Source organism: Micropruina sp. (assembly GCF_047602085.1).
Taxonomy (GTDB): domain Bacteria; phylum Actinomycetota; class Actinomycetes; order Propionibacteriales; family Propionibacteriaceae; genus Micropruina.
This window is the reverse complement of sequence record NZ_JASGID010000002.1, coordinates 482,142-504,979: the sequence shown is the minus strand read 5'-3', so window position 1 is coordinate 504,979 and position 22,838 is coordinate 482,142. Positions and strand designations below refer to the sequence as shown.

The window sequence follows — 22,838 nt, the reverse complement described above, 5'->3', positions numbered from 1 at the left end:
GGAGGGCCCCGGCGCCCACCGACACACACGCGGCGCGGATTAGAGGCTCGATCCGTTCACAGCGAGACGGCGATGCCGATCATCAGCGACTCCATGGCCAACAGCGGCGCGACGTTGCCCTCCAGCGCGGTGCGGCACTCCAGAATCGCGTCGATCCGGCGCAGGGTGCGCTCGGGCGAGTCGCGCCGGGCCATCGCCTCGATCTCGGGACGCAGCTCGGCGTTGATCAGCTCAGCCGTGGCGCCCGACTGCACGCAGAGCACGTCGCGAAAGTACGTCGTGAGTTCGGTGAGCACCCGGTCGAGCGCGTCGCGCTGCAGTCGTTTGGCCCGCGCCTTCTGCTGCTCGTCGAGCTCGCGCAGCGCCGCCTGGGCGTTGCGCGGCCGGGCACCTTTGGCGCCGAAGCCGAGCGCCTGCGACAGCTCCGCCTTCTCGCGGGCGTCGAGTTCGGTTGTGCTGCCGGACGCCTCTTCACCGGCCGCCTCGACCAGGTTGGCGGCGGCGGTGAGACAGTCGGGCAGGCTGATCAGCCGGCTGGGCAGTTTGAGCAATTCGACGCGGCGAATGCGGGCCGGCTCGTGCCGGGCCAGCATGCGGGCACGGCCGATATGGCCTTGGGCCACCCTGGCCGCGTACGCCGCCAGCTCGGACGGCACGCCGTCGCGCCGCACCAGCAGCTCGGCCACCGCGGCCGTGCTGGGCGTCGCCAGGTGCACACCCCGGCAGCGGGAACGGATGGTGACCACCACGTCGTCGGGCGTCGGGGCGCACAACAGCCACACCGTGCGAGCGGCCGGCTCTTCGATGCTCTTCAGCAGTGCGTCGGCGCCGCGCTCGGTGACCCGGTCGGCGTCTTCGACGACCAGCACCTGATAGCGGCCGGTGGTGGGCGACATGGCCGCCCGGCGCACCAGGTCGCGCACCTCGTCGACGCCGATCGACAACTGTTCGGTGCGCACCAGGGTGACGTCAGGATGAGCCCCCGACAAGGCGGTTCGGCAGACCGGGCAGACCCCGCAGCCCCCCTCGGGACACTGCAGCGCGGCCGCGAACGAGCGGGCCGCGTTGGAACGCCCCGAACCCGGCGGGCCGGTGATCAGCCAGGCGTGCGACATGGCGTGCGACCCGCCGGCCACGGCCCGGCGCAGCACGTCGACCACCCGCTGTTGCCCCACCAGGTCGGCCCACACGCTCACGGGTCGATCCTGCCAGCTTGCTGTGACAGCTCCCGCACCCGGCCGCGCACCTGCTGGGCGATCCAGCCCCGCGGTTCGCGGGCCGGCAGCACCAGGTAGCGCGACGGGTCTGCCGCCGCCAGCTCAAGAAAGAACTGCCGGGCCCGCTGGTGAAAATCGGCACCAGCCTGTTCGAGCCGGTCGGGTTCGGCGATGGTACCCACGGCACGCTCGGGCTCCAGGTCGAGCAGCACGGTGAGGTCGGGCACCAGGCCGTCGGTGGCCCAGCCGGCGATGCCGGCCACTTCGGTGAGGTCGAGCACCCGTCCGGCGCCCTGGTAGGCGAGCATCGAATCGACGTAGCGGTCGCAGATCACCAACTCGCCGCGGGCCAGCGCCGGCCGTACCACCTGGAACAGGTGATGAGCCTTGTCAGCGGCGTACAACAGGGCCTCGGCACGCGGGTCGAGCTCGCCGGTGGCCGGGTCGAGCACGATCCGCCGAATCAGTTGCCCGGCCGCGGTGTCGCCCGGTTCGAAGGTAACCCGCGCCGCCAGGCCCTGCGCCCTCGCCCAGTCGGCCAGCAGCCGGGTCTGGGTCGATTTGCCGACGCCGTCGCCACCCTCGAATACGACGAACAGCCCGCTCACGGTTGCCCCTGCGGCGCCTGGGCCGAGTGCGGTACCCGCGGCCGGATGATCCGGCCACGCAGCCCGTCCCAGTGGCCCGGCCATTCACGCACGAAGGTCTCGCGCGCATAGTCGACCGACAGCATGGTGCGCTCATAGGCTCGGCCCGCCTCGAAAACCTCCGCGGTGCTCAGGTTGTGCAGGTCACGGCTCAACGCGGCCGAGTCGGGACGCAGCGTCGACTCGAGCGCCTGCGCCACCGGTTCGAGGTGTCTGCGCAACTGCTTGGCGGGCTTGCCGAAGACGTCCCGCGCCAGCGTGCTGAGCGCGACGGCCCGGTTCGCCACCTGCAGGGCCCGGGCCCAGCGCGCGTCCGACGAGTAGGGCTCGAGGGTGCGGCACTGATCGAACAGGGTCTGCATCACCGCCTCGAGTTCTTGGGCCAGCACCGGTCCGGTGACGCGTCCAGCGACCGTGAGCGGCGGCGCGCTGCTGGCTTGGGCCAGCACGTCGAGCAGGCGCAGCCAGCGCTCGGTGTGCTGCAGCGGCCGGGCCGACTCGGCCGCGATGGCCGCCAGTTGTTCGGTGGCCTGCGCCCAGTTGGGTTCGAGCAGCCCCTCCAGGCCGGACAACTCCACCCGCAGTGCCAGCACCCCCTCGCGCAACGCGGCGTCGTCGCCCAACCCCGTGCGCGCGTACAGGTCGGCCAGCAACAGACGCCGCCAGCGCGACTCGAACTGGGCGGCGACGAAGTCTTCGATCGAGGCCCGGGCCGACAGTGCGCTGCGCCGGTGCCCATGGCCGGCGAGGCCGAGCCGGGTGGCCAAGGTGGCGAACTCATCCACCGCTGCCGCATCGCCGGCGGTAAACGCAGCGGCGATCGCCTGCGCCTGACCGGGGTTCGGGGTGAGCACGCGCACGGTGACGTCGCGGTACGAGACCACCTGACCGGAGTGGTTCGAGACCCGGTGCCGCTGGTCGGTCAGGTCACCGATCGGTGCGTCGTCGGCCGCCAGCAGCGAGAAGCTCCGGCTCAAGGTCTCGACCCGCAGCTTGGGCCCCAGAATGCCGCCCCGGCGAAACGGCACCAGCACGTCTGCCAGTTCGGGCGGTAGGTCGTCCTCGGCCTGGGGCGACACCGTTTCCGCGGCCAGCGGCGGCGACCAGCGCGGTGCGCGCAGCACCCACGTGCCGGTCTCGACCACCCGCGACAACTCGACGCCCCAGTCGAGCAACCGGTGATCGGCGGTGTCGATGACGGTGGCTGACGACTCCACCGGCGGGCGGGCCACCAGGCGGTGGAATCCGGTGGCCGGGCCGGTCAGGTTGGCGACCGCTGCCGTCGGGGGCAGGTCGAATCGCAGCACCTCACCGGGTTCGGCCACCGTCATCACGCCCGTTTGGCCGGCGCTCGCTTGGCGCTGCTGCTGCGTGCGGACTTGCTCGCGCTGGACGTGCGCCGTGTGGCGCGCTTCGGCGCCGGGCCCTTGGCCCGCTTCTCGGCGAGCAGTTCGGCCGCCCGCTCGGCGGTCATCGCCTCGACCGAATCGCTGCGGCGCAAGGTGGCGTTGACCTCGCCGTCGGTGACGTAGGCACCGAACCGTCCGTCCTTGATCACCATCGGCTTGCCGGTGGCCGGATCGTTGCCGAGTTCTTTCAGCGGGCCGGCCGCGGCCCGGGCGCCGCCGCGGGTCTTTGGCTGGGCGTAGATCGCCTCGGCCTCAGCCAGGGTGATGCTGAAGATCTGCTCCTCGGCGGTCAGCGACCGCGAATCGGTGCCCTTCTTCAGGTACGGGCCGTACCGGCCGTTCTGGGCGGTGATCTCGACGCCGTCGGCGGCGGTGCCCACCACCCGGGGCAGGCTCAGCAGGGTGAGCGCGTCGGCCAGGGTCACCGTGTCGAGGCTCATCGACGCGAACAGCGAGCCGGTGCGCGGCTTGGCACCCTTGGCCGCGTCGGCGGGCAGCACCTCGGTGACGTAAGGCCCGTAGCGTCCGTTCTTGGCCACCACCGGCAGCCCGGTCTCGGGGGCTGTGCCCAGTTCACGCTCTTCACCCAACGGCTGCTGCAGCAACTCGTTGGCAACCTCTGCGGTCAGTTCGTCGGGCGCGAGATCGTCGGGCACGTTCGCCCGGCGGCCCTCGGCGTCTTCGACGTAGGTGCCGTAGCGCCCCACCCGCACGGCGACGCCCGAATCGCCCAGCGGATGGGTCGACAGCTCGCGGGCGTCGATCTCGCCCAGCTCGTTGACCAGCGCGTGCAGGCCCTGGTGCGTCGAACCGTCCGGGCCGAAGTAGAAGTCGCTGAGCACCTGCAGCCGGGCGGCCTGGCCGTTGGCGATGTCGTCGAGGGTGTCTTCGAGGGCGGCGGTGAAGGTGTAGTCGACCAACTTGGGGAAGTGCTCTTCGAGCAGCCGGGTGACGGCGAACGCCAGCCAGGTGGGCACCAGCGCCGAACCCTTCTTGAACACATAATCACGGCTGGTGATGGTGCGAATGATCGAGGCGTAGGTCGAGGGCCGTCCGATCTCGAGCTCTTCGAGCTTGGCCACCAGCGACGGCTCGGTGTACCGGGCCGGCGGACGGGTGTCGTGCACCACCGCCTTCACCTCGTCGGCACGCAGCGGGGCGCCGGCCACCAGTTGCGGCAGCCGAGCCTGGGCGTCGTCGGAGGTCTCGTCGTCGTCGACGCCCACCACGTAGGCCTTGAGAAAGCCGGGGAAGGTGATGGTGCGGCCCGAGGCGCTGAACGTGCAGCGTCCGGTCTCGACCAGCTCACCGGTGGTGGCGTCGCTGATCGCCATGCGCTGCGGCAGGGTGGCGCCGATGCGCACGGTGACCGTCTCGCCGACGGCGTCCTTCATCTGCGAGGCCAGGGTGCGCTTCCAGATCAGCTCGTAGAGCCGCAGCCCGTCACCACCCAACCCGGTTTCGGCCGGGGTGGCGAAATGCTCGCCGGCGGGGCGAATCGCCTCGTGCGCCTCTTGGGCGTTCTTCACCTTCGAGGTGTAGAGGCGCGGCGCCTCGGGCAGGTACTGGCCGCCGAACAACTGCTTCACCTGGGCCCGGGCGGCGCTGATGGCCGTGGCCGACAGGGTGACCGAGTCGGTGCGCATGTAGGTGATGAAACCGCGCTCATACAGGTCTTGCGCCACCCGCATGGTGCGTTCGGCGGTGAAGCCGAGCTTGCGGCCGGCGTCCTGCTGCAGCGTGGTGGTGCGAAACGGAGCGTACGGACGGCGGGTGTACGGCTTGGCCTCGACCGAGGCCACCGCGTAACTGGCGGCTTCGAGGGCGGTTGCCAGGCTCTGCGCCTGCTCGGCCGACAGGTGCAGCAGCGACTTGCCGGTGAGTCGTCCCTGGGCGTCGAAATCGCGGCCGGTGGCGACCCGCAGGTCGCTGACCTGGTGCAGCGTGGCGGCGAAGGTGGGCGGCTCGACCGCTTCGCCGGCGTTCAGCACGGCCTCGATGCCGGCGAAGCTGGCGGCGCGAAAGGCCATCCGCTCCCGCTCGCGGTCGACCACCAGCCGGGTGGCCACCGACTGCACCCGGCCCGCCGACAGCTTGGGCATGACTTTCTTCCACAGCACCGGGCTGACCTCGTAGCCGTAGAGCCGGTCGAGAATCCGCCGGGTCTCTTGCGCGTCGACCAGGTCGGTGTCGAGCTCGCGCGGGTTGGCCACCGCCTCGGCGATCGCCTGCGGGGTGATCTCGTGAAACACCATGCGGCGCACCGGCACCTTGGGCTTCAGTTGCTGCAGCAAATGCCAGGCGATCGCCTCGCCTTCGCGGTCTTCGTCGGTGGCGAGCAGCAGTTCGTCGACCGAGGCCAGTTTCGCCTTGAGCTCGCGAATGGTGGCCTTCTTGTCGGGCTGCACCACATAGAGCGGCTCGAAGTTGTTGTCGACGTTGACCCCGGTGCGGGCCCACTTCTCACCCTTGTACTTGGCCGGCACCTCGGACGCGCCCGTGGGCAGGTCGGCGACGTGACCGCGGCTCGACTCGACGACGTAACCAGAGCCGAGAAAACTTGCGATCTTGGTCGCCTTGGCCGGTGACTCGACGATCACCAGCGCCTTGAAGCCTGCTGTTGCCACGTGGATCCTCTGCTGCGGGGTCTGGGGCCGGAGGGCCTCAGGTGGGAATGGTAGCCACAAAGAACGACGGCTCGGCCACACCGGAGCAAATCACAGCGGACCTGCTGCGGTCACATAGCCGTCAGAAATCAGTGAGCGCAGCCGCGGCAGCAGGTCAGCGGTGAGACCTGCGGCGTCCACCTCGAGCAGGTCGGCAACGGCGTCGATCAGCACCCCGAGCGGCAGTTCGCCGTCACAGGCACCGACCACCGCGGCGAGCGCGGTGTCCACCTCGGCGGCGCGTCCGAAACCCGCGGCACGGCGCAGCACCACGTGTTCGGGGTCGGCCGCGCCGGGTCGTCCGATGGTCTCTTGGGTGAGGTCGGGCGTGACGGTGAAGGTGGCGGCGAGCAGGTCGTGCCGCGGCGCTCGCGCGGTGCGGGCGGCCTGCGGAAACTCGGCGAAGGCGGCGCCGACGCCGCTGTGGGTGCGGTGTGGCCAGTCATCGAAGCGCAACACCGGGTCGGCGGCATCGTTGCGGTACAGGGTGAGCCAGCCCAGGCCGACCCCGACGATGCCCAGGCTGTCGAAGTAGTCGACCCATTCGGCGTAGCGCCGACGGTATTCGGGGGTGCCGGTCAGGGCGGCATCGGCCAGCCACAGCTCGATGTACTCATAGGGGTCGAGTTGTTCGCGCTGCAAGACCAGGGCGTCGCAGCCGGTCGGCGCGATCCACTCCGCGAGCCGCTCCTGCCAGGGCTGGTCGGCGGCGATCGCCCAGTTGCCGAGCACCTGCAGCGCCCCGCCGGGGTTGAGCCGGGCCGGAGCGCCGGTGACGACTGCGCGCACCAGGGTGTCGGCGCTGAACGTGCCCTCGCGATAGACCAGCCGGGAGGCCGTCGGCGGCGACATCACGTAGGGCGGGTTGCTCACGATCAGGTCGAAACTGTCGCCCGCCACCGGTTGGTACAGCGATCCCTGGCGCACGTCGACGTCGATGCCGCTGAGCGCTGCGCTGAACCGGGTCATGGCGCAGGCCCGGGGGTTGAGGTCGGTGGCGACCACGGCGTCGGCGTGGGTGGACAGGTGCACCGACTGCACGCCCCCGCCGCAGCCCAGGTCGAGGGCCCGGCCGACCCGCCCCGGCATGGTGAGCTGCGCCAGTGTCACCGAGGCCGGTGACAGCCCGAGCACGAAGTCGTCGCGCACCTCGCCGAGACGTCCGTCGAGGTTCGGTGTGCGATCGGAGGCGAGCCAGGCATCGTGCTCGCCGGTGTCGTCGCTGAACGCGTAGGGCCGAATCTCGATCGCGGCGCGCACCGTGCCGGGGTCGGCGCCGGCCTCCAGCAGGGGGTGCAGCGGCTCAAGGTCGCCGAGGGCGGCCTCAAGCGCCGGCCTGGGCACGCTCTGCTGCAAGGCGAAGACCCGGATCACCGTGGCCTGCGGGTCGTCGGCACCGGCCAGCGCCCGATCGCCCGGAATGGTGGCGTTGCGGGCCAGTCCGTCCAGCCCGGCCGGGCCGAGCCGTTCGGCCACCGGGTCGAAGCGATAGCCGGCGTCGTCGAGCCGGCGGGCGAGGGCACGGGCGTTTGCGAGGTCGAGCACGGCACTACGCTTCCACGAATGAGTCGTTCTCTGCTGCTGCGGCGGGTTCGGCGGGTCGATCTGGACGGCTCCGGCGGCACCGCGCCACCGGTCGACCTGCTGATCATCGACGGGGCGATCACCGAGATCGGGCCGGAGCTGAGCCGGCCGTCCGGCGTCGACGAGGTGGACGGCGAGGCGCGCTGGGCCGTTCCGGGGCTGTGGGACGCCCATGTGCACGTCGCGCAGTGGGTGCGCACCGAGCGGATGCTGCCGCTGGGCACGGCGCGCCGGGCCGAGGACGTGCTGGCGGCCGTGGCCGGCGCGGTGGGTAAACAGCCGTCCGGGCGCACCCTGCTCGGCTTCGGCTACCGGCCCGCCGGCTGGCCCCGGGCTACGACGGTGGCCGAGCTGGACGCGGTGAGCCGGGGCCGTCCGGTAGTGCTGGTGTCGGGCGACGCCCACACCGGCTGGGTCAACTCCGCCGCCTTCGACCTGCTGGCCGCGCCGCGGCGAACCGGCCCGGTCAGCGAGAACGAGTGGTTCGACCTGTTGCGCCGGCTGGACGAGCTGCCGGGTGCGGCGCCCGAGCCGTCCGATTTCGTGGCACCGCTGGCCCGGCTGGCCGCCCTGGGGGTCACCGGGCTGGTCGATTTCGAGTTCGAGAACTCGTTCGTGGACTGGCCGCAGCGGTTCGCGGCCGGGGCCGACTCGGTGCGGGTGCGTGCCTCGACCTACCCGCATCAGCTCGACCAGGTGATCGAACGGGGCCTGCGCACCGGCGATGCGCTGGACGGCTGCGCCGGGATGGTGACCATGGGCCCGTTGAAGATCATCTCCGACGGCTCGCTGGGCAGCCGCACAGCATGGACCACCGAACCGTACGCCGATCGTCCGGCCGGCCCCGAACCGTGCTGCGGCCAGGCCAACTACTCCCCCGGCGAACTGCGCGAGCTGCTGCAGCGGGCCACCGGCGCCGGGCTGCAAGTGGCGCTGCACGCCATCGGCGACCGGGCCAACACGGTGGCGATCGACGCGTTCGAGGCGACCGGGGCGTGCGGATCGATCGAGCACGCTCAACTGATCGCCGCGCACGACGTCCGGCGGCTCGGCCGGCTGGGGCTGCGGGCGAGCGTGCAGCCGGCACACCTGATCGACGACCGCGACCTCACCGACCGGTTGTGGGGTGAGCGTGCCGCGAGCGCCTTTCCGCTGCGCACCATGGTGGCGGAGGGCGTCGACGTACGGTTCGGTTCGGACGCGCCGGTCGCCGCCCTCGACCCCTGGCTGGCCATCGCGACGGCCGTCCATCGCAGCGGCGACGAGCGGCCGGGGTGGCACCCCGAGCAATCGCTGAACCCTCGCGAGGCGCTAGCTGCCTCGGTGGACTCCCGGCGGCTGGTGCCCGGCTCGGTGGGCGACGTGGTACTGCTCGACCGTGACCCACTGGCCGAAGGCGACAACCCGGCCGACACCGCCGCGGCACTGCGCACGATGCGGGCGGCCCTCACCGTCTGCGCCGGCCGGATCACTCATCACGGCTGATCCGGCGACGGTGGACACGTGACCGGCAGCGGAGCCTTCGCTGCCCGCACCTCGCGCTTGTGCCGGCCGATCGTGGCACTCTGAGTGGCATGACCGTGCCCGCCTGGATCACGAACGCGCCGCAGGTGCGTCACGTGCACCAGCGCCCGGCGCGCCCCGGCCTCACCGCCGAATTGCCCCGGTGGGTGTCGTCGGCGGCCGGGCGGGCTCTGGCCGGCCAGGGCATCACCGCACTGTGGCAGCACCAGCGAGTCGCCGCCGACGCGGCCTTCGCGGGTCGTCACGTCGCGATCAGCACCTCGACCGCGTCCGGCAAGTCGCTGGCCTATCTGCTGCCGGTGTACGCCGCTACGGCCGAGGGGGTGATCGGGCACGACGCCGCCGTGCACCGATGGGCCCAGCCGGCCCGGGCACACACCGCCTTGTACCTGGCGCCCACGAAGGCGCTGGCCCACGATCAGGCCCGGCGTGCCCGCGAATTCGGCGGGTCGGCCTGGCGCCTCACCACGCTCGACGGCGATTCCACGACCGAGGAGCGTCGCTTCGCTCGTGACTTCGCCACCTTCGTGCTGACCAACCCCGACATGCTGCATCGGTCGCTGCTGCCCAACCATGACCGTTGGCAGGGGTTGCTGCGCTCGCTGCGCTACGTGGTGATCGACGAGGCGCACCGCTACCGCGGGGTGTTCGGCGCGCACGTCGCTTCGGTGCTGCGCCGGTTGCGCCGGTTGTGCCGCCACTACGGCGCCGACCCGGTCTTCATCAGCGCCTCGGGCACGATCGCCGAGCCCGCACAGCACCTGCGCCGGCTGACCGGGGTGAGCGAGGCCGTCGCCGTCGAGAAAGACACGTGCACGCGCCCGGCCCTCGACTTCGTGGTGTGGCAGGGCGATGCCGACCCGCACCGCGAGGCCGCCTCGATGCTGACCCGGCTGGTCGACAATGGCTACCAGGTGCTCGCGTTCACCACCTCGCGCATTCAGGCCGAACTCGTGGCCGACCAGGCCCGGCGAGGCAGCATGGACCCCGACGGCATCGCCTCGTATCGCGCCGGCTATCTGGCCAGCGACCGCCGCGAGCTCGAGGCGGCATTGTCGAGCGGACGGCTGCGCGGCGTCTCTTGTACCAACGCCCTCGAACTGGGCGTCGACATCACCGGCATGGACGCGGTGCTGACGATCGGCTTTCCGGGGTCGCTGGCCGCCCTGTGGCAGCAGGCGGGCCGGGCCGGGCGTGATGGCCGCGACGCCTTCGCCATGCTGATCGCACGCCCCGACCCACTGGACAGTTGGCTGTGCGACCACCCCGAGGCGCTGTTCGACGCACCGGTCGAGGCCACTGTGCTGCACCCCGAGCAGCCAGCCGTACTTTCGGTGCATCTCGCAGCCGCCGCCCAGGAACTCGCGGTGAGCGCCGACGACGAGCGCTTCTTCGGCCCCACCATGCCGCAGCTGCTCGAATGGCTGGCCGCCCGCGGTGTGCTGCGTCGGCGCGGGGCGGCCTGGTACTGGACCTCGCAGCGCCGTGCGGTCGATGGCATCGACCTGCGCTCGATCGGCGGCGGCGGGGTCGAGATCGTGCAGACCAGCACCGGGCGGGTGATCGGCCAGGTGGATGCCGCTGCCGCCGACCGTACTGTGCACGAGGGAGCGGTGTACCTGCATCAGGGCGAGCAGTGGCTGGTTGAACAGTACGACCGAGAGGCTGGCCTGGCATTGTGCCGGCAGCAGCGGGCCGAGTGGTTCACCCAGGCGCAGGGCACCACCCAGGTTCGCATCATCGGCACCGACCGACAACGGGCTCTGGGCGCCGCCACGCTCTTCAACGGCATCGTCGAACTGACCTCGCAGGTGACCGGCTACCTGCGTCGCGACAGCGTCACCGGTGCGGTGTGGGATTCCACCCCGCTCGATCTGCCCAGCCGCACCTATCGCACCCGAGCCACCTGGTGGACCCTTCCCGTCCCTGCCCGCGGGAGCGCCGGCCCGGCCGTGGCCGTCCGAGACCTGGCGGCCGGCCTGCACGCCGCCGAGCACGCCGCGATCGGCCTGCTGCCCGGCTTCGCACCCTGTGACAAGGGCGACGTCGGCGGGCTGTCTACCGTGCAGCACCCCGACACCGCCGCCCCGACTGTGTTCGTGCACGACGGGCTGCCCGGCGGTTCGGGCTTCGCCGACGAGGGGTTTCGGGTCGCCGAGCGCTGGCTGGCCGCAACCCTGGACCTGCTTCAGGCCTGCCCCTGCGATCACGGCTGCCCCCGCTGCGTCGTCTCGCCGGCCTGCGGCTCGGGCAACCATCCGCTCGACCGGCCGGCCGCCATCGCCGTGTTGCGGGCGCTGGTGGCCGAGACGCTGCCGGGTGGTCACGGCACCCCCGTGACGCTGCCGGCGTAGGCCACCGCGCTCACCTGCTGCGGCAGGCCCGGCAACCGCCAGCCCACCGCCCGGCGAACAGTCACCTCGACCACGAAGTCGATCAGGTCGCCGGCGACCTCGCACTCGGCCACCTCCACGTCGTTCAGCGCGGCGATGCGACGGGTCTCGGCACAGGCGTCCGCGCCTCTGGCCTGCGCCTGTGCGCCCGAAAGTGCCACCAGATCGGCGGCGGCACGCACCGAGCGGGCGGTAGCTGCGTAGGTCAGGCCGAGCAGCCCGGCTGCAGCAACGGTCACCAACCCCATCACCGTGGCTACTACGAGCACCGTGGCCACCCCACGCTCGGTGCGCGCCATCTCAGCTCCCCTCGCGCGCAACCACGGCACGAGCGCTGAGCTGCATGGACGGAATCCATGCCCCCCACGGCTGCGCGCGCAACTCGGCGACCACGACCACGTCGACACCGTCGAGACGGACCCGAACCCGGGAGCCGGCGGGCGCGTTGGCTTCGGCCCGGGCAGCAGCGGCGGTGTCGTCGCGGGCACGCTGCCGAGCCACCTCACCGGCGACGGCCTGCAACTGGCCGAACTGCACCACGATGGCCAGCAGGTAGCACAACCCCAGCGCTACCACGGCCGACAACATCACACCGAACGCCACTTCGACGCTCGCCATGCCCCGTTCGGTTCGCACCCTGCCCTCCTCTCGGCTTCCGGGTCGGGCGGCCCCGGAAGGGGCCACCCGCACCGTCACTTCTTGATGAAGCTCTGAATCCAGTCGATGATCTGGTTCGCGAGCGTGTTGATGTGCTCGCTGAATGCGCCGTTGGTCAGCACACCGATCACGACTGCCAGCACGGCCACCACCGCGATCGTGCCGAGGGCGTATTCGGCCGTTGTCATACCCCGCTCACTGCGCGGCAGCGCCACCACTTGGTTCGACATTGCTTTCTCCTTTCGCCCCGACCGCCGGGGTCACCCTCAGCTTGGGCAGTTACTCCGGCAAGCGCTCACGATTGCCCCCACCCTGTGCACAGCCGCGCCCAACCGCCGAAACCTGTGGACAAGCCAGTTCCCCCACCCGCCCCGACTCTCTCCCGCTCTCTCTCCCCCCCCCCGGGCACCCCGGCACGCCAGCACGCCACGCCTCCGTGCTTGAGCGTCCTTTCCGGGGTTTGAACCACTGAAACGACGCTCAAGCACGGAAACCTGGGCGGGCCGGCGGGCCGGCGGGTGGGCGGGTGGGTGGGTGACGGGCGGTCACGACAGCAGTTGCAGGGCGGCGCCGCCGACGATCGGCACCACCCCGGTGAGCAGAAAGGCCGGCAGAAAGCAGACCATCAGCGGCACCACGCTGTTCACCCCCGCACGCCTGGCCCGGGCCTGCGCCGCGGCGTGCAGCGTCCGTTGTGCCTCGCGTGCGTGCTGCCGCAGCAGCGGAGCGAGCGCCAACCCGTTACCTGCCGCGTGACCCAGTTCGCGAGCCAGCGTTTCGAATGCGGGGTGCACACGGCCCAGTTCTCGCCACGCGTCCGGCTCGGGCGTTCCCAGCCGCACGGCCGCATCGAGGCGTAACAGCACCTGCCCCATGCTTCCGGCCAAGCCTTCGGCCAACGCCGCCACCGCGTTACGCAAGGGCAGACCGGCCTCCAGGCACACCGCCAGCAACGTGCAAACGGTCGGCAGCGCCGCCTGCAGTTCGAGTTCACCGCGCCGCACGGCACCAGGTCGGTAGCGGCCCAGGGCAACGAAGACCACCACCCCGACCAGACCGGCCAGCGGCGCAGCCAGGGCAGACCCGGCGCCCGAACCGATCACGAAGCAGCCGGCGATCACCGCCACCGCAGCTCGAACGATCGCGCTGGGCGCCCCGTCGACCGCCGCGAACGCTGCGCGCCAGCCCGGCGCCCGACCGGCCGACGCGGGGGCGCCCGACCCGCTCAGCACCTGGGGCCGACAACGAAACGGCCCGACGATCAGGCACACCGCGAGGGCCGCGCTCAGCGCGGCCAGCAGCACCAACTGCCCTGCCCCCAAGGCGGCCGTGTTCATCGCAACCGCCCGGCGCGCTCGGCGAGCTTCTCGCTCCAGACCACGCCGGCAACCGCCAGCCCGACCCCGGCCGTCAAGCACCACAGTCCCGGGTCGGACGAGAGCAGAAAGGCGACCGGGTCGCCGCCCACCGCATAGCCCAAAACGATGCCGACCAGGGGCAGAAACCCGAGCAGGCGTCCGGTCAATCGGGCCGCGGCCAGTTCGGTGGCCACGCTGCGTCCGAGTTCGCGTTCGGCTGCCAGTTGAGCGCTCAGCTCGTCCAGAAATGAGGTCATCGATGCCCCGGTGCGTTGCGCCGTCCGCCAGGCAGCGGCCAGCCCGCGCAGGCCCTCGTAGCCCGGCCGGTCGGCACCGCGGCGCAGCGCGTCGGTGACGTCGCCACCGATGGCGAAGTGAGCGGCGGGCTCGCCGAAACAGGGCGCGGCCCGCGCCACCACCTGCAGGGCCCGCCCCGGCGCGTGCCCCGCCCGCAGCAACGCAGCCAGTTCGCTCGCACCCTGGGCCACCTCGTCGCGCGCCCGAGCCTGCCGCCGTCCACGGCGGGCATTCGCCAGGGTCCACACCGCCGCGGACAAGCACGCTCCGGCCAGTGTCGCCAGCACCGCCGCACGCACCGACCCGATCACCCAGCCTGCGCCGGCCAGTGTCGCCACACCCACCACCAGCACCGGCACCAGTCGTGGCGCCGGGTCGACCCGACGCTGCTTCGTCCGTGCACGCACCCGCCGCCAGGGATGAGCCGACCCCCACGCCAGCACCGCCGCAACCAACAGCAGGCCGCTCAGCAGGCCCATCGCAGCACCTTCGCAAGGTCGGCTGCGCCAGGGTGCGCGACCGGCTCGCCCCCCGGTGGGAACGTCCAGGCCGGCACTGGACGGCACAACCCCGAGGATTCGTGCCACTGCAGCAAATACACCTGCTGCACCCAGCGGAGCCCATCGGGCAACCGGCCGATGTGCAACAGCACGTCGAGTGCGGCCGCGGCTTGGGCGTGCAGCGCGGCGCGTGGCACCCCGCCCAGGGCGGCGAGCGCTTCGAGCCGAGCTGGCACATCGTCGGCCGAATTGGCATGCACAGTGCCACAACCCCCGTCGTGACCGGTGTTCAGCGCGGCCAGCAGATCAGCCAGTTCGGCCCCGCGCACCTCGCCCACCACCAGCCGGTCGGGCCTCATCCGCAGAGCCTGCCGCACCAGCGTCGACAGGTCGACGGCTCCGGCGCCCTCGGCATTGGCCGGACGCGCCTCGAGCCGCAGCACGTGCGGATGGTCGGGTGCCAGTTCCCGCGAGTCCTCGACCACCACGATGCGTTGAGTCGGCGGCACCCGGCCCAGCAGCGTTGCCAGCAGCGTGGTCTTACCCGAACCGGTACCGCCTGAGATCAGAAACGCCGCGCGGGCGGCAACCAGCGCGTCGAGCAACTGCGCCGCGTGCTGGTGCATGGTGCCGTTGCCCACCCAGTCGGCCAGCGTGAGACTCGTGCGCGCGGGAACCCGCAAAGACAAGCAAGTTCCAACATCGGTCAGCACCCCCAATAGGGCGTGCACCCGGGTCCCATCAGGCAGCCGGGCGTCGACGAAGGGGGTGCCCTCGTCGAGCCGACGACCCACCACTGCAGCCAAGCGCACCGCCAGCCGGCGCACGTCGTCGTCGCAATCGAACGGGCTCTCGACGCACTCCAGCCCTGCGCCCCGGTCGACGTAGACGTGCCGATGGCCGTTGACCAGCACATCGGTCACGCCGCGCAGGGCCAGCAGCGGTTGCAGTGGTCCGGCGCCGGCACTCTCGCGCCGTAACTCCTCGACGGTCTCGCGCACCGTGCCCTCCGAGACCAGCAAGCCGAGACCACGCAGGGCATCGGCCACCGAGCCGGGTGTGAGCTCTGCCCCCGTCCGGCCAAGCACCGAACGCACGTCGTCGAGCCGGGTGTCGGTCATGCGACCAGCAACCGCTCGCACAACGCCCCCAAGCCGCCCCGCCGGCGGACCAGCGGTGGCCGCTCCCCCCGCTCGGCGGCTGCGGCGAGCCGCGGCTCGTGACGCAGCCGGCCGGCCACGGGCAGGCCCAGCACGTCTTCGGCCACCTGTTCAGGCATGCTGGCGGGTGGCAACTGCCGCAGCACCAGCTCGGCAGCAGCGGGCTCGAAGGCTCGCAGCGCCTGGCCCGCAGCAGCCAGCCCCCGCACACTGCCGCCGACCACCACCAGCGAGCGGGAGGCCAGCCGCACCGCCTCACGGACAGCTGCCCCCACCGCACGTCCGGGGTCGATCACCACGTGGTCGAAGCTGCGCTGCAACGAGCCGAGCACCGCGCTCAGCGGCTCACGAGCGAGATCGAAGTCGGGCCCGCGAGCCATCGACACCACCGCGACCCCGTCGATCACGGGCAGAAACTCACGCAGATCGCCCAGCACTCCCTCGGCAGCCACAAAGCGGGGCCAACGCCAGCCAGTGACCTGCTCGGCGCCGAGCAGCAGATCGATGCCGCCGCCCAGCCGGTCGGCGTCCACCAGTGCTGCGGACGAACCCGCCCGTGCCGCGCTCCACGCCAGCGCGGCGGCCAGCGTGGATGCCCCCACACCCCCCGACCCGCCCAGCACCACCGTGATCCGTCCCGCGCCCTCTGCCCGCGAGCCGGCCAGCACCGACGACAACCACGCCCGCCCTTCGGGCAGCACGATCACCTCCGCACCCAGCGGCATCGACCACAACGCGGCGCCGGCGACATCGCGGCCCACCAAGAACACCCGGTCTCGACGCGGCAGCCCCAACCCGGCCACGACAGCGGCAACGTCCACGCCCACGAAGACCGTCGCCGCCGCAACCCACCGGCCGGCCAGCTCGCCGGGCTCGCACAGCACGGCTGGCTGCCCCAGTGCCACCGATGCGGTTGCCACCAGATCACGTACCTCGTCGTCATTCGACACCACTAGAACTTCGCTCACGCCGTCAGTTTGAACACCTACCCCGCCCCGGTGTTCAAACTGATGGACGTGAACTCCTTCTTCGCCATCCGGCCATCTGCGACCCCAACCCGCCGTCGGCCCGTACGATGCGGTGATGAGCGCGACAGGCCTGCAGAACACCCTCGACTGGCTGGTCGAGGGTTCGGAGGGCCCGAACCTGGTGATCGGACGCTCCGCGTCCGCTTTCGCCGCTGCCCTACGGGCCAGCCGGGGGCTGACCGTGATCGATCGGGACCGCGAGGCTGTTTCGGCGCTGCTGCGGCAAGCACCCTCCGCGGTGCCGCTGGTGGCAGCGGCCGAGGCGTTGCCGCTGGCACCGTGCTCCTTCGGCCGGGTGCTGCTGGCCCAGAGTTTTCACCGGTACGCGCCCGGGCTGGCGCTGTCGGAGTTCGCCCGCGTGCTCCGCCCCGGCGGACGGCTCGGCATCAGCTACACGGTGCGCGACGACTCCGTGCCATGGGTGAAACGGCTGGTCGCGCTGGTGCGTGACGTCGATCCGACGGCGATGAGCGGCGACTACGGCACCGACTCCCTCCAGGCCCTGACCGACAGCGCATACTTTCCGACGATCGAGACCCGTGCCTTTCGCCGTTGGGTGCCGATCGATCTGCCCGGCCTGCTGGCCATGGTCGAGCGCACACCGGTGGCCCAGCGGCTGGACGACGACGGACGGCACTCGCTGCTCGCCGACGTCGCGGCGTTGTACGACAACGCCGCGCGCGCGCCGGAGCCGCTGCTGTTGCCGTACCGGGTGCAGTGCTGGCGGGCCGAGGTCGACCACACCGAGCTCACCGCTCCGCTCGACCTGCCTGATGACGGCCTGCAGATTCTGCTGTGAGGAATCCGCTCCCGCGCCCGCCGAGGCGCGAACACCGCGACCCGCGCGGGCGGTTCGCACCTGTCGCGAGCCTGCCCGGCGCAGATCCACCTTCCCGGGAGCCAGACAGCCCGCGCCCCTGCCACTAGGCTGGCGGCACAGCGGCGAAAGGGCAGCTCCACCATGGCGAACCAGTCAGAGATCGCGGACGCGATCAAGGCCATTCAGGCTGATGTCACCACCATCGTCCGCGGCGAGATCGAACTCGCCAAGGCCGAATTGGTGCCTCAGGCGAAGTCTGCGGGCATCGGGGCGGGCTTGCTGGGTGCTGCCGGCTATCTCGCCGTCAACGGGCTCGGCCTGGTGTTCCTGGGGCTCTCGGCCCTGGTGGCGCACTGGTTCGCCACCGGACTGGGCTGGGCGCCGTTCCTGGCCGCCGGCCTGGGCCTGGTGATCGTAGCGGTGGGGCTGTTCGTGATCGCCGGCGTGCTGGCGCTGATCGCCAAGAACAAGCTGGCCGCAGCCAAAGGCCCCCAGGCCACCGTCAAGCAGGCTCAGGATTCGATGCAGGCGGTGAAGAGCGCCGTCGAGCGCGGGCTGGTCGAGGCTGAGGCTGAGGCACAGGCCCGCAAGACGGCCCGGCAGAGCGCCCCGAGCATCACCTCCGGCAATCAAGGACCGACGTTCGCGCGCCCCGGCGCCTAACCGCTGCGGCCGGGTCAGCCACGCCGCCGACCGCGCACGAAGCGCTCCGGAATCTCGGCCACCCGCGCCTGGTCCCACGCAACGGTCCAGCCCGCCAGGTCGAACAGCCCGTCGAGCAGGTAGGCGGTGAATCCCCAGACGAACAGTTCACCCACCACGAATCCGGGGCCGTCGAAGCCGGCCGGGTGGGTCCAGGTGACCCGGTTGGCCGGGTCGAGCAGCACGTCGAGGGCGATGCTGTGCACCGCGGCGATCTCAACCGTGTCGACCGGCGCTAGCGGACGCGGCTGCGGCCACCGGGCCACCACGGCTGTGACCGCGAAGTCGCTGCTCCGCACATAGGTGGGCGGCAGCACGCCCAACACCTCGACCTCACCGGGCTCAATGCCGACCTCTTCGTGAGCCTCACGCAAGGCACCCGCAACCGGCGAAGGGTCCGACGGCTCCAGCGAGCCACCGGGGAAGGCCACCTGGCCGGCGTGGCTGCGCAGCCGGGCATCTTTCTCGACCAGCACCACGTGCAGCCCCGCGGAGTGCTCGGCAAGGGCGATCAGCACCGCCGCCGGACGCCCCCCGCTCGCGGCCCGGGCCGCCACCTTTGCCGACGCCTCGGGCCCGGCCAGCAGGGTGCGCAGCAGGTTCGCCTCGGCCGGCGTCACAGCTTCACGCCGAGCTCGTCGCGGGTGAGTTGGACGAGCTCGTCATAGGAGTGCAGCCCCCCGACGAAGGTTCGCACCAGGCGTCCGTCGGCGGCGACGAACAGCGTGATCGGAATGGCCGGCAGGTTGAGCCGGGTGCCCAGGTTGCGGTCCGGGTCAGCGAGCTGCGGGTACTTCCAGCGCACCAGCGACGCGAACTCGACCGCCAGGTCGGGCCGCGGGTCGCCGTAGTTCAGCCCGAGCAGCAACACCTTGCCCTTGCCGGCCTGCGCGAACTGCCGAAAGTACGGCGACTCGGCGCGACAGGGTGGGCACCACTGCGCCCACAGGTTGATCACCATCGGCTTTCCCCGCAAGCCCGCCAGCCGCACCGTCGAATCGCCGCCCAGGCAGTCCACGGTGAGGTCGGGCAGCCCGTCGGCGCGCGCCGGCACGTCGGAGTCAGACTTCGGGCAGTCCGCTATGCCCGCGGCCTTCCGGGCCGCCAGCACCTCAGCCTCGGTGGCCGGCGTATAGGAGGGGTCGGTGGGCTCATCGTCCAGCCGGGTGATCGTGCACCCGGTCACCAGCAACCCCAGAGCGGCGAGCAAAACTCCTAGTCGGGCTGGCAACCCTCGCCTCTTCGCCCCCTGGGTCGTCATCCCCTCGGCTCCCGCACCAGTTTCGCGGCCGCCGTCGCCTCGGTCGGACCCAACCCGTAGCTCGGGCAGAGCTTCGCCACTGGGCACGCCCCGCAGGCCGGGCGCCGCGCGTGGCAGCGGCGCCGACCGTGCCAGATCACGTGGTGCGACAGTTGCGTCCAATCCCGGCGCGGGAACAACGCTCCCACCTCGGCCTCGACCACCTCGGGCTTGGCCGAGGTAGACCAGCCGAAGCGCGCCGACAGCCGCATGAAGTGGGTGTCGGTGGTGATGCCCGGCACCCCGAAGGCGTTGCCCAGCACCACGTTCGCGGTCTTGCGCCCCACGCCGGGCAGCGTGACCAACTCCTCCAGCGTGCCCGGCACCGCAGCGTCGAAGCGTTCCACCAGTGCCGCCCCCAGCCTGATCAGGGCATCGCTCTTGGCCCTGAAGAAGCCGGTGGGGTGAATCAATTGCTCCAGCACCTCGCGGTCGGCCGCCGCGTAGTCGGCTGCGCCCGGGTAGCGGGCGAACAGTGCCGGGGTGACCAGGTTCACCCGGCGATCGGTCGACTGCGCGCTCAGAATGGTCGCCACCAGCAACTCCAGCGGGGTGCTGAAGTCGAGCTCGCACCGCGCGTCGGGGTAGGCGTCCGCCAGGGCACGGTCGATCGCCCGGGCACGCCGGACCAGCGCCGTGCCAGTCTGCATCAGAACGCCGCGGCGCTGGCCTCGACGACCAGTTCGAGTTCGACCGGAGCATCGAGCGGCAGCACCGTTACGCCAACCGCCGAGCGTACGTGCACGCCCAGGGGGCCGAAGATCTGGCCGTACAGCTCGCTGGCCCCGTTGGCCACCTGCGGCTGCCCGGTAAACGACGGGTCGGACGCCACGAACACCACCACCCGCACGATGCGCCCAATGTTGTCGACCCCGCCCACCTGGGCCGCAGCGGCGGCCAACGCGTTCAGCGCCGCCACCCGGGCTGCTTCGACGGCCTGCTCCAGGCTTACCTGCGCACCCACCTTCCCGGTGGCCACCAGTGCGCCGGCGACGGTCGGCAGTTGGCCCGAGGTGAACACCTGGCCCGCCGATGTCACCGCCGGCACGTAGGCGGCCAGCGGCTTGGCCACCGCCGGCAGCGTCAGGCCGAGCTCTGCCAGCCGCCGCGACGGTGAACTGCCCTGGAGTTCCTCGTTCACGAGTCCTCCAGCGGCCGCTTCAGGTAGGCGACCAGGTTCTGTGGATTGGGCCCGGGAACCACCTGCACCAGCTCCCACCCGTCGACTCCCCACTGGTCGAGAATCTGCTTGGTCGCGTGCACCAGCACCGGCACGGTCACGTACTCCCATTTGGTCATGGGCCAACCCTAATGGCCGCGACCGACAGCGGCCCCCCACGTACGCTGGCACCATGCCGTCCCGCTGCCCGCTGCACATCGTGACCGGCAAGGGCGGGGTAGGCAAGACCACCATCGCCCTGGCACTGGCCCTGCGGCTGGCCCGCCAGGGCGCCTGCGTGGTGGTCGCCGAGGTTGAGGGCCGCGCCGGGCTCACTCTGGCCACCGGACGGCCGGTCGCCCACGAACCCGGCCCCTTGCTGCCCACCCGCACCGGTCGCGTCGAGGGCGTGCAGATCGACGCCCGGGCCTCGCTGTCGGGTTACCTGCAGCGCCACTACCGCCTCGGCTTCGCCGCCGATCTGCTGCGGCTCGACCCGCTGGTCGACTTCGCCACCCGCATCGCACCCGGGCTGCGCGACATTCTGCTGATCGGCCAGGTGACCCACCTGACCGAGACCCACCCCGGCATCGACGCCCTGGTGCTGGACGCTCCCCCGGCAGGCCGCGTTGGCTCGTTCCTGGGCGCCGGGGCCGGCCTGGCCGACCTCACCGACGGCAGCCCGATCGCCGAGCAGGCCGCCTCGGTGATGGACGACCTGCGCGACCCGACCTGCCGCACCCAGGTGGTCACCGTGCTCGACGAGCTGCCGGTGACCGAGACCATCGAAACCGTGGCGGCGCTGCGCGATCTGGGCCTGCGGGTGGACGGCCTGATCGCCAACCGCTGCATAGCCACACCTGAGGTGCCCAATCCCCTGCCCGCCGCGCCCGCCGGTATCGCCGACGCCGACTGGGCGGTCATGACCGCTGCGCTGGTCGCCGAAGCCGACCGCGCTCGGGGGCAGGACGCCTGGCAGGCGCTGCTCGGGCAGCGCACCGGGCTGGCGGTGGCCCGCGTGCCCGACACCGACCCGTCGGGGCATGGGCTGAGCCTGCTCGCCGACGCGCTGGAGGGGCTGTGACCACCCTGGCCCCCGACCACCTGCTCACCGACCCGGCATTGCGGGTGCTGTTGTGCGTGGGCACCGGCGGCGTCGGCAAGACCACCCTGTCGGCGGCCCTGGCCGTGCGCGCGGCCCGGCTCGGGCGCCGGGTCGTGGTGGTCACCATCGACCCGGCCCGACGACTGGCCCAGGCCATGGGGCTGCGCGGGCTGGCCCACGAGCCCACTGCCGTCCCATTGGAGGGCGCCCAGGGCACCCTGGCGGCGATGATGCTCGACGCGCGGCACGCCTTCGATCAGGCCCTGGCCGCAGGGTGCACCCGCGACGAGGCCGACCGGATTCGCGCCAACCCCTTCTACAAGTCCCTGTCCGAGGCGTTCTCGGGCACCCAGGAGTACGTGGCCATGGAGAAGATCGGCGAGCTGTCCCGCCAGGCCGACACCACCGGAGCCTGGGACCTGATCGTGGTCGACACCCCGCCCAGTGCCTCGGCCCTCGACTTTCTGGACGGCCCCAGCCGGCTCGAGGCGTTGGCGCACAATCCGCTGTTGCGCGTGGTGCTGGGGCTGCCGCGGGGGCCGCTCGGCTTTCTGGACGCGGGCGCCGCGCTCGCCACCCGGGCACTGGACGCGATTCTGGGGGGACGGCTGTTCGGAGACCTGCGCACCTTTCTGCGGGTCTTCGAACGGGTCGTGCTCACCTTCGAGTCGCACGCCGCCGGCACTCGGGCTCTGCTGGCCTCCGACCGGGCGGGTTTCGTGGTTGTGGCTGGACCGCGTCCGGGCCCCGTGGCCGAGGCCGCGGCCCTGGTGCGCCGGCTGCAGCACGATCGGCTGCCGCTGCGCGGGGTGCTGGTCAATCAGGTGACGCCGCTGGTGTCGCTGCCGGCAGACGTGCTCGCCTCGGCCGAATCGAGGGCCGATCAGTCACAGTTGTCGGTGCTGACTCAGCACCGGCGAGCGATGCAGCGGCACGCCGCAGAGCTTCGCGCGATCGAGCCGCTGGCCCCACTCGGCGTTCCAATAGGCCGGGTGAGCCTGCACCCCGGCGGGGTCAACGACCTACGGTCAGTGGGCGATCTGGTTGCCGGCCTGCACCAGCAGCCGGTGCCATGAGGTGATCTCGGCGTGCTGACGCAGCAGACGGCGGCGTTCACGTTCGGTCATACCGCCCCACACGCCCCACTCGATGCGGTTGTCGAGCGCCTCGGCGAGGCATTCAGCCCTGACCTGACAACCGCCGCAGATCGTGCGGGCACGCTTCTGTTCGGCGCCGTCGGGGAACAGGTCGTCCTGCAGGCCGCGGCACTTGGCCATCATCGGCCAGCTATCCGTCTCCATGACTGACACGG

The 22,838-nt window shown here is 71.6% G+C and carries 24 protein-coding genes; 6 read left to right on the top strand and 18 right to left on the bottom strand.

The window, feature by feature from the left end; all coding sequences use genetic code 11:
* Nucleotides 1–56 precede the first annotated feature (56 nt).
* The 5 genes from QM721_RS03090 to QM721_RS03070 form a co-directional block, all read right to left on the bottom strand.
* A complete protein-coding gene (locus QM721_RS03090) occupies nt 57–1,196 on the bottom strand; it encodes a DNA polymerase III subunit delta' (protein ID WP_415118874.1) in 1,140 nt (379 codons plus the stop codon).
* Entirely contained in the window at nt 1,193–1,825 is a 633-nt protein-coding gene (gene tmk, locus QM721_RS03085; protein WP_415118872.1) for a dTMP kinase, read from the bottom strand. Before tmk ends, QM721_RS03090 begins: the two co-directional genes overlap by 4 nt.
* Nucleotides 1,822–3,195 carry a hypothetical protein gene (locus QM721_RS03080; RefSeq protein WP_415118870.1) on the bottom strand — a complete coding sequence of 458 codons (1,374 nt, stop codon included), beginning with the start codon at nt 3,193–3,195 and terminating at the stop codon, nt 1,822–1,824. The genes tmk and QM721_RS03080 overlap by 4 nt, the downstream gene beginning before the upstream one ends.
* Nucleotides 3,195–5,900, bottom strand: a complete 2,706-nt coding sequence (gene topA, locus QM721_RS03075; RefSeq protein ID WP_415118868.1) for a type I DNA topoisomerase — start codon at nt 5,898–5,900, stop codon at nt 3,195–3,197. The genes QM721_RS03080 and topA overlap by 1 nt, the downstream gene beginning before the upstream one ends.
* A gap of 90 nt (nt 5,901–5,990) precedes the next feature.
* Entirely contained in the window at nt 5,991–7,484 is a 1,494-nt protein-coding gene (locus QM721_RS03070; RefSeq protein ID WP_415118866.1) for a methyltransferase, read from the bottom strand.
* A gap of 18 nt (nt 7,485–7,502) precedes the next feature.
* Here QM721_RS03070 and QM721_RS03065 point away from each other — a divergent pair, with 18 nt between their 5' ends.
* Nucleotides 7,503–9,008, top strand: a complete 1,506-nt coding sequence (locus tag QM721_RS03065; protein ID WP_415118864.1) for an amidohydrolase — start codon at nt 7,503–7,505, stop codon at nt 9,006–9,008.
* Between the two features lie 89 nt (nt 9,009–9,097).
* The gene (locus QM721_RS03060; protein WP_415118862.1) at nt 9,098–11,401 is read left to right on the top strand and encodes a DEAD/DEAH box helicase; all 2,304 of its coding nucleotides are present in this window, start codon (nt 9,098–9,100) and stop codon (nt 11,399–11,401) included.
* Here QM721_RS03060 and QM721_RS03055 read toward each other — a convergent pair.
* From QM721_RS03055 to ssd, 7 genes are all read right to left on the bottom strand, one after another.
* Entirely contained in the window at nt 11,371–11,739 is a 369-nt protein-coding gene (locus tag QM721_RS03055; RefSeq protein WP_415118860.1) for an Rv3654c family TadE-like protein, read from the bottom strand. The genes QM721_RS03060 and QM721_RS03055 overlap by 31 nt on opposite strands.
* Before the next feature lies 1 nt (nt 11,740).
* A complete protein-coding gene (locus QM721_RS03050) occupies nt 11,741–12,076 on the bottom strand; it encodes a hypothetical protein (protein ID WP_415118858.1) in 336 nt (111 codons plus the stop codon).
* A gap of 56 nt (nt 12,077–12,132) precedes the next feature.
* Complete coding sequence (locus QM721_RS03045) at nt 12,133–12,327, bottom strand: DUF4244 domain-containing protein (protein ID WP_415118856.1); 195 nt, start codon at nt 12,325–12,327, stop codon at nt 12,133–12,135.
* Between the two features lie 315 nt (nt 12,328–12,642).
* Nucleotides 12,643–13,434: a type II secretion system F family protein gene (locus QM721_RS03040; protein WP_415118854.1), complete on the bottom strand. Its 792-nt coding sequence runs from the start codon at nt 13,432–13,434 to the stop codon at nt 12,643–12,645.
* Nucleotides 13,431–14,231: a type II secretion system F family protein gene (locus QM721_RS03035; RefSeq protein ID WP_415118852.1), complete on the bottom strand. Its 801-nt coding sequence runs from the start codon at nt 14,229–14,231 to the stop codon at nt 13,431–13,433. Before QM721_RS03035 ends, QM721_RS03040 begins: the two co-directional genes overlap by 4 nt.
* Nucleotides 14,219–15,373: a TadA family conjugal transfer-associated ATPase gene (locus tag QM721_RS03030; protein WP_415118850.1), complete on the bottom strand. Its 1,155-nt coding sequence runs from the start codon at nt 15,371–15,373 to the stop codon at nt 14,219–14,221. The genes QM721_RS03035 and QM721_RS03030 overlap by 13 nt, the downstream gene beginning before the upstream one ends.
* The gene (ssd, locus tag QM721_RS03025; RefSeq protein WP_415118848.1) at nt 15,370–16,380 is read right to left on the bottom strand and encodes a septum site-determining protein Ssd; all 1,011 of its coding nucleotides are present in this window, start codon (nt 16,378–16,380) and stop codon (nt 15,370–15,372) included. The genes QM721_RS03030 and ssd overlap by 4 nt, the downstream gene beginning before the upstream one ends.
* A 115-nt stretch (nt 16,381–16,495) precedes the next feature.
* Between ssd and QM721_RS03020 the strand changes: the two genes are divergently transcribed.
* Together QM721_RS03020 and QM721_RS03015 are read left to right on the top strand one after the other, a co-directional pair.
* Nucleotides 16,496–17,239 (top strand): methyltransferase domain-containing protein, encoded by a 744-nt coding sequence (locus QM721_RS03020; protein ID WP_415118845.1) that lies wholly within the window; start codon nt 16,496–16,498, stop codon nt 17,237–17,239.
* A 162-nt stretch (nt 17,240–17,401) separates the two neighbouring features.
* Entirely contained in the window at nt 17,402–17,923 is a 522-nt protein-coding gene (locus QM721_RS03015) for a phage holin family protein (protein ID WP_415118843.1), read from the top strand.
* A gap of 14 nt (nt 17,924–17,937) precedes the next feature.
* Here the strand turns inward: QM721_RS03015 and QM721_RS03010 are convergent, their stop codons facing one another.
* The 5 genes from QM721_RS03010 to QM721_RS02990 all read right to left on the bottom strand — a co-directional run bounded on the left by QM721_RS03010 (nt 17,938) and on the right by QM721_RS02990 (nt 20,561).
* On the bottom strand, nt 17,938–18,582 hold the full coding sequence (locus QM721_RS03010) for an NUDIX hydrolase (RefSeq protein WP_415118841.1): 645 nt from the start codon (nt 18,580–18,582) through the stop codon (nt 17,938–17,940).
* Nucleotides 18,579–19,148, bottom strand: coding sequence for a TlpA family protein disulfide reductase (locus tag QM721_RS03005; protein WP_415118839.1), 570 nt, complete (start codon nt 19,146–19,148; stop codon nt 18,579–18,581). The genes QM721_RS03010 and QM721_RS03005 overlap by 4 nt, the downstream gene beginning before the upstream one ends.
* A gap of 71 nt (nt 19,149–19,219) precedes the next feature.
* Complete coding sequence (gene nth, locus QM721_RS03000; RefSeq protein ID WP_415118837.1) at nt 19,220–19,912, bottom strand: endonuclease III; 693 nt, start codon at nt 19,910–19,912, stop codon at nt 19,220–19,222.
* Nucleotides 19,912–20,403, bottom strand: coding sequence for a RidA family protein (locus QM721_RS02995; protein ID WP_415118835.1), 492 nt, complete (start codon nt 20,401–20,403; stop codon nt 19,912–19,914). The genes nth and QM721_RS02995 overlap by 1 nt, the downstream gene beginning before the upstream one ends.
* Nucleotides 20,400–20,561: a hypothetical protein gene (locus tag QM721_RS02990; RefSeq protein WP_415118833.1), complete on the bottom strand. Its 162-nt coding sequence runs from the start codon at nt 20,559–20,561 to the stop codon at nt 20,400–20,402. The genes QM721_RS02995 and QM721_RS02990 overlap by 4 nt, the downstream gene beginning before the upstream one ends.
* Before the next feature lie 53 nt (nt 20,562–20,614).
* Between QM721_RS02990 and QM721_RS02985 the strand changes: the two genes are divergently transcribed.
* Together QM721_RS02985 and QM721_RS02980 are read left to right on the top strand one after the other, a co-directional pair.
* Nucleotides 20,615–21,505: an ArsA-related P-loop ATPase gene (locus QM721_RS02985; protein WP_415118831.1), complete on the top strand. Its 891-nt coding sequence runs from the start codon at nt 20,615–20,617 to the stop codon at nt 21,503–21,505.
* Nucleotides 21,502–22,602, top strand: a complete 1,101-nt coding sequence (locus tag QM721_RS02980; protein WP_415118829.1) for an ArsA family ATPase — start codon at nt 21,502–21,504, stop codon at nt 22,600–22,602. Before QM721_RS02985 ends, QM721_RS02980 begins: the two co-directional genes overlap by 4 nt.
* On the opposite strand, the gene QM721_RS02975 is transcribed toward QM721_RS02980, so the two are convergent.
* Nucleotides 22,555–22,836 carry a WhiB family transcriptional regulator gene (locus QM721_RS02975; RefSeq protein WP_415118827.1) on the bottom strand — a complete coding sequence of 94 codons (282 nt, stop codon included), beginning with the start codon at nt 22,834–22,836 and terminating at the stop codon, nt 22,555–22,557. The genes QM721_RS02980 and QM721_RS02975 overlap by 48 nt on opposite strands.
* Between the last annotated feature and the right edge of the window lie 2 nt (nt 22,837–22,838).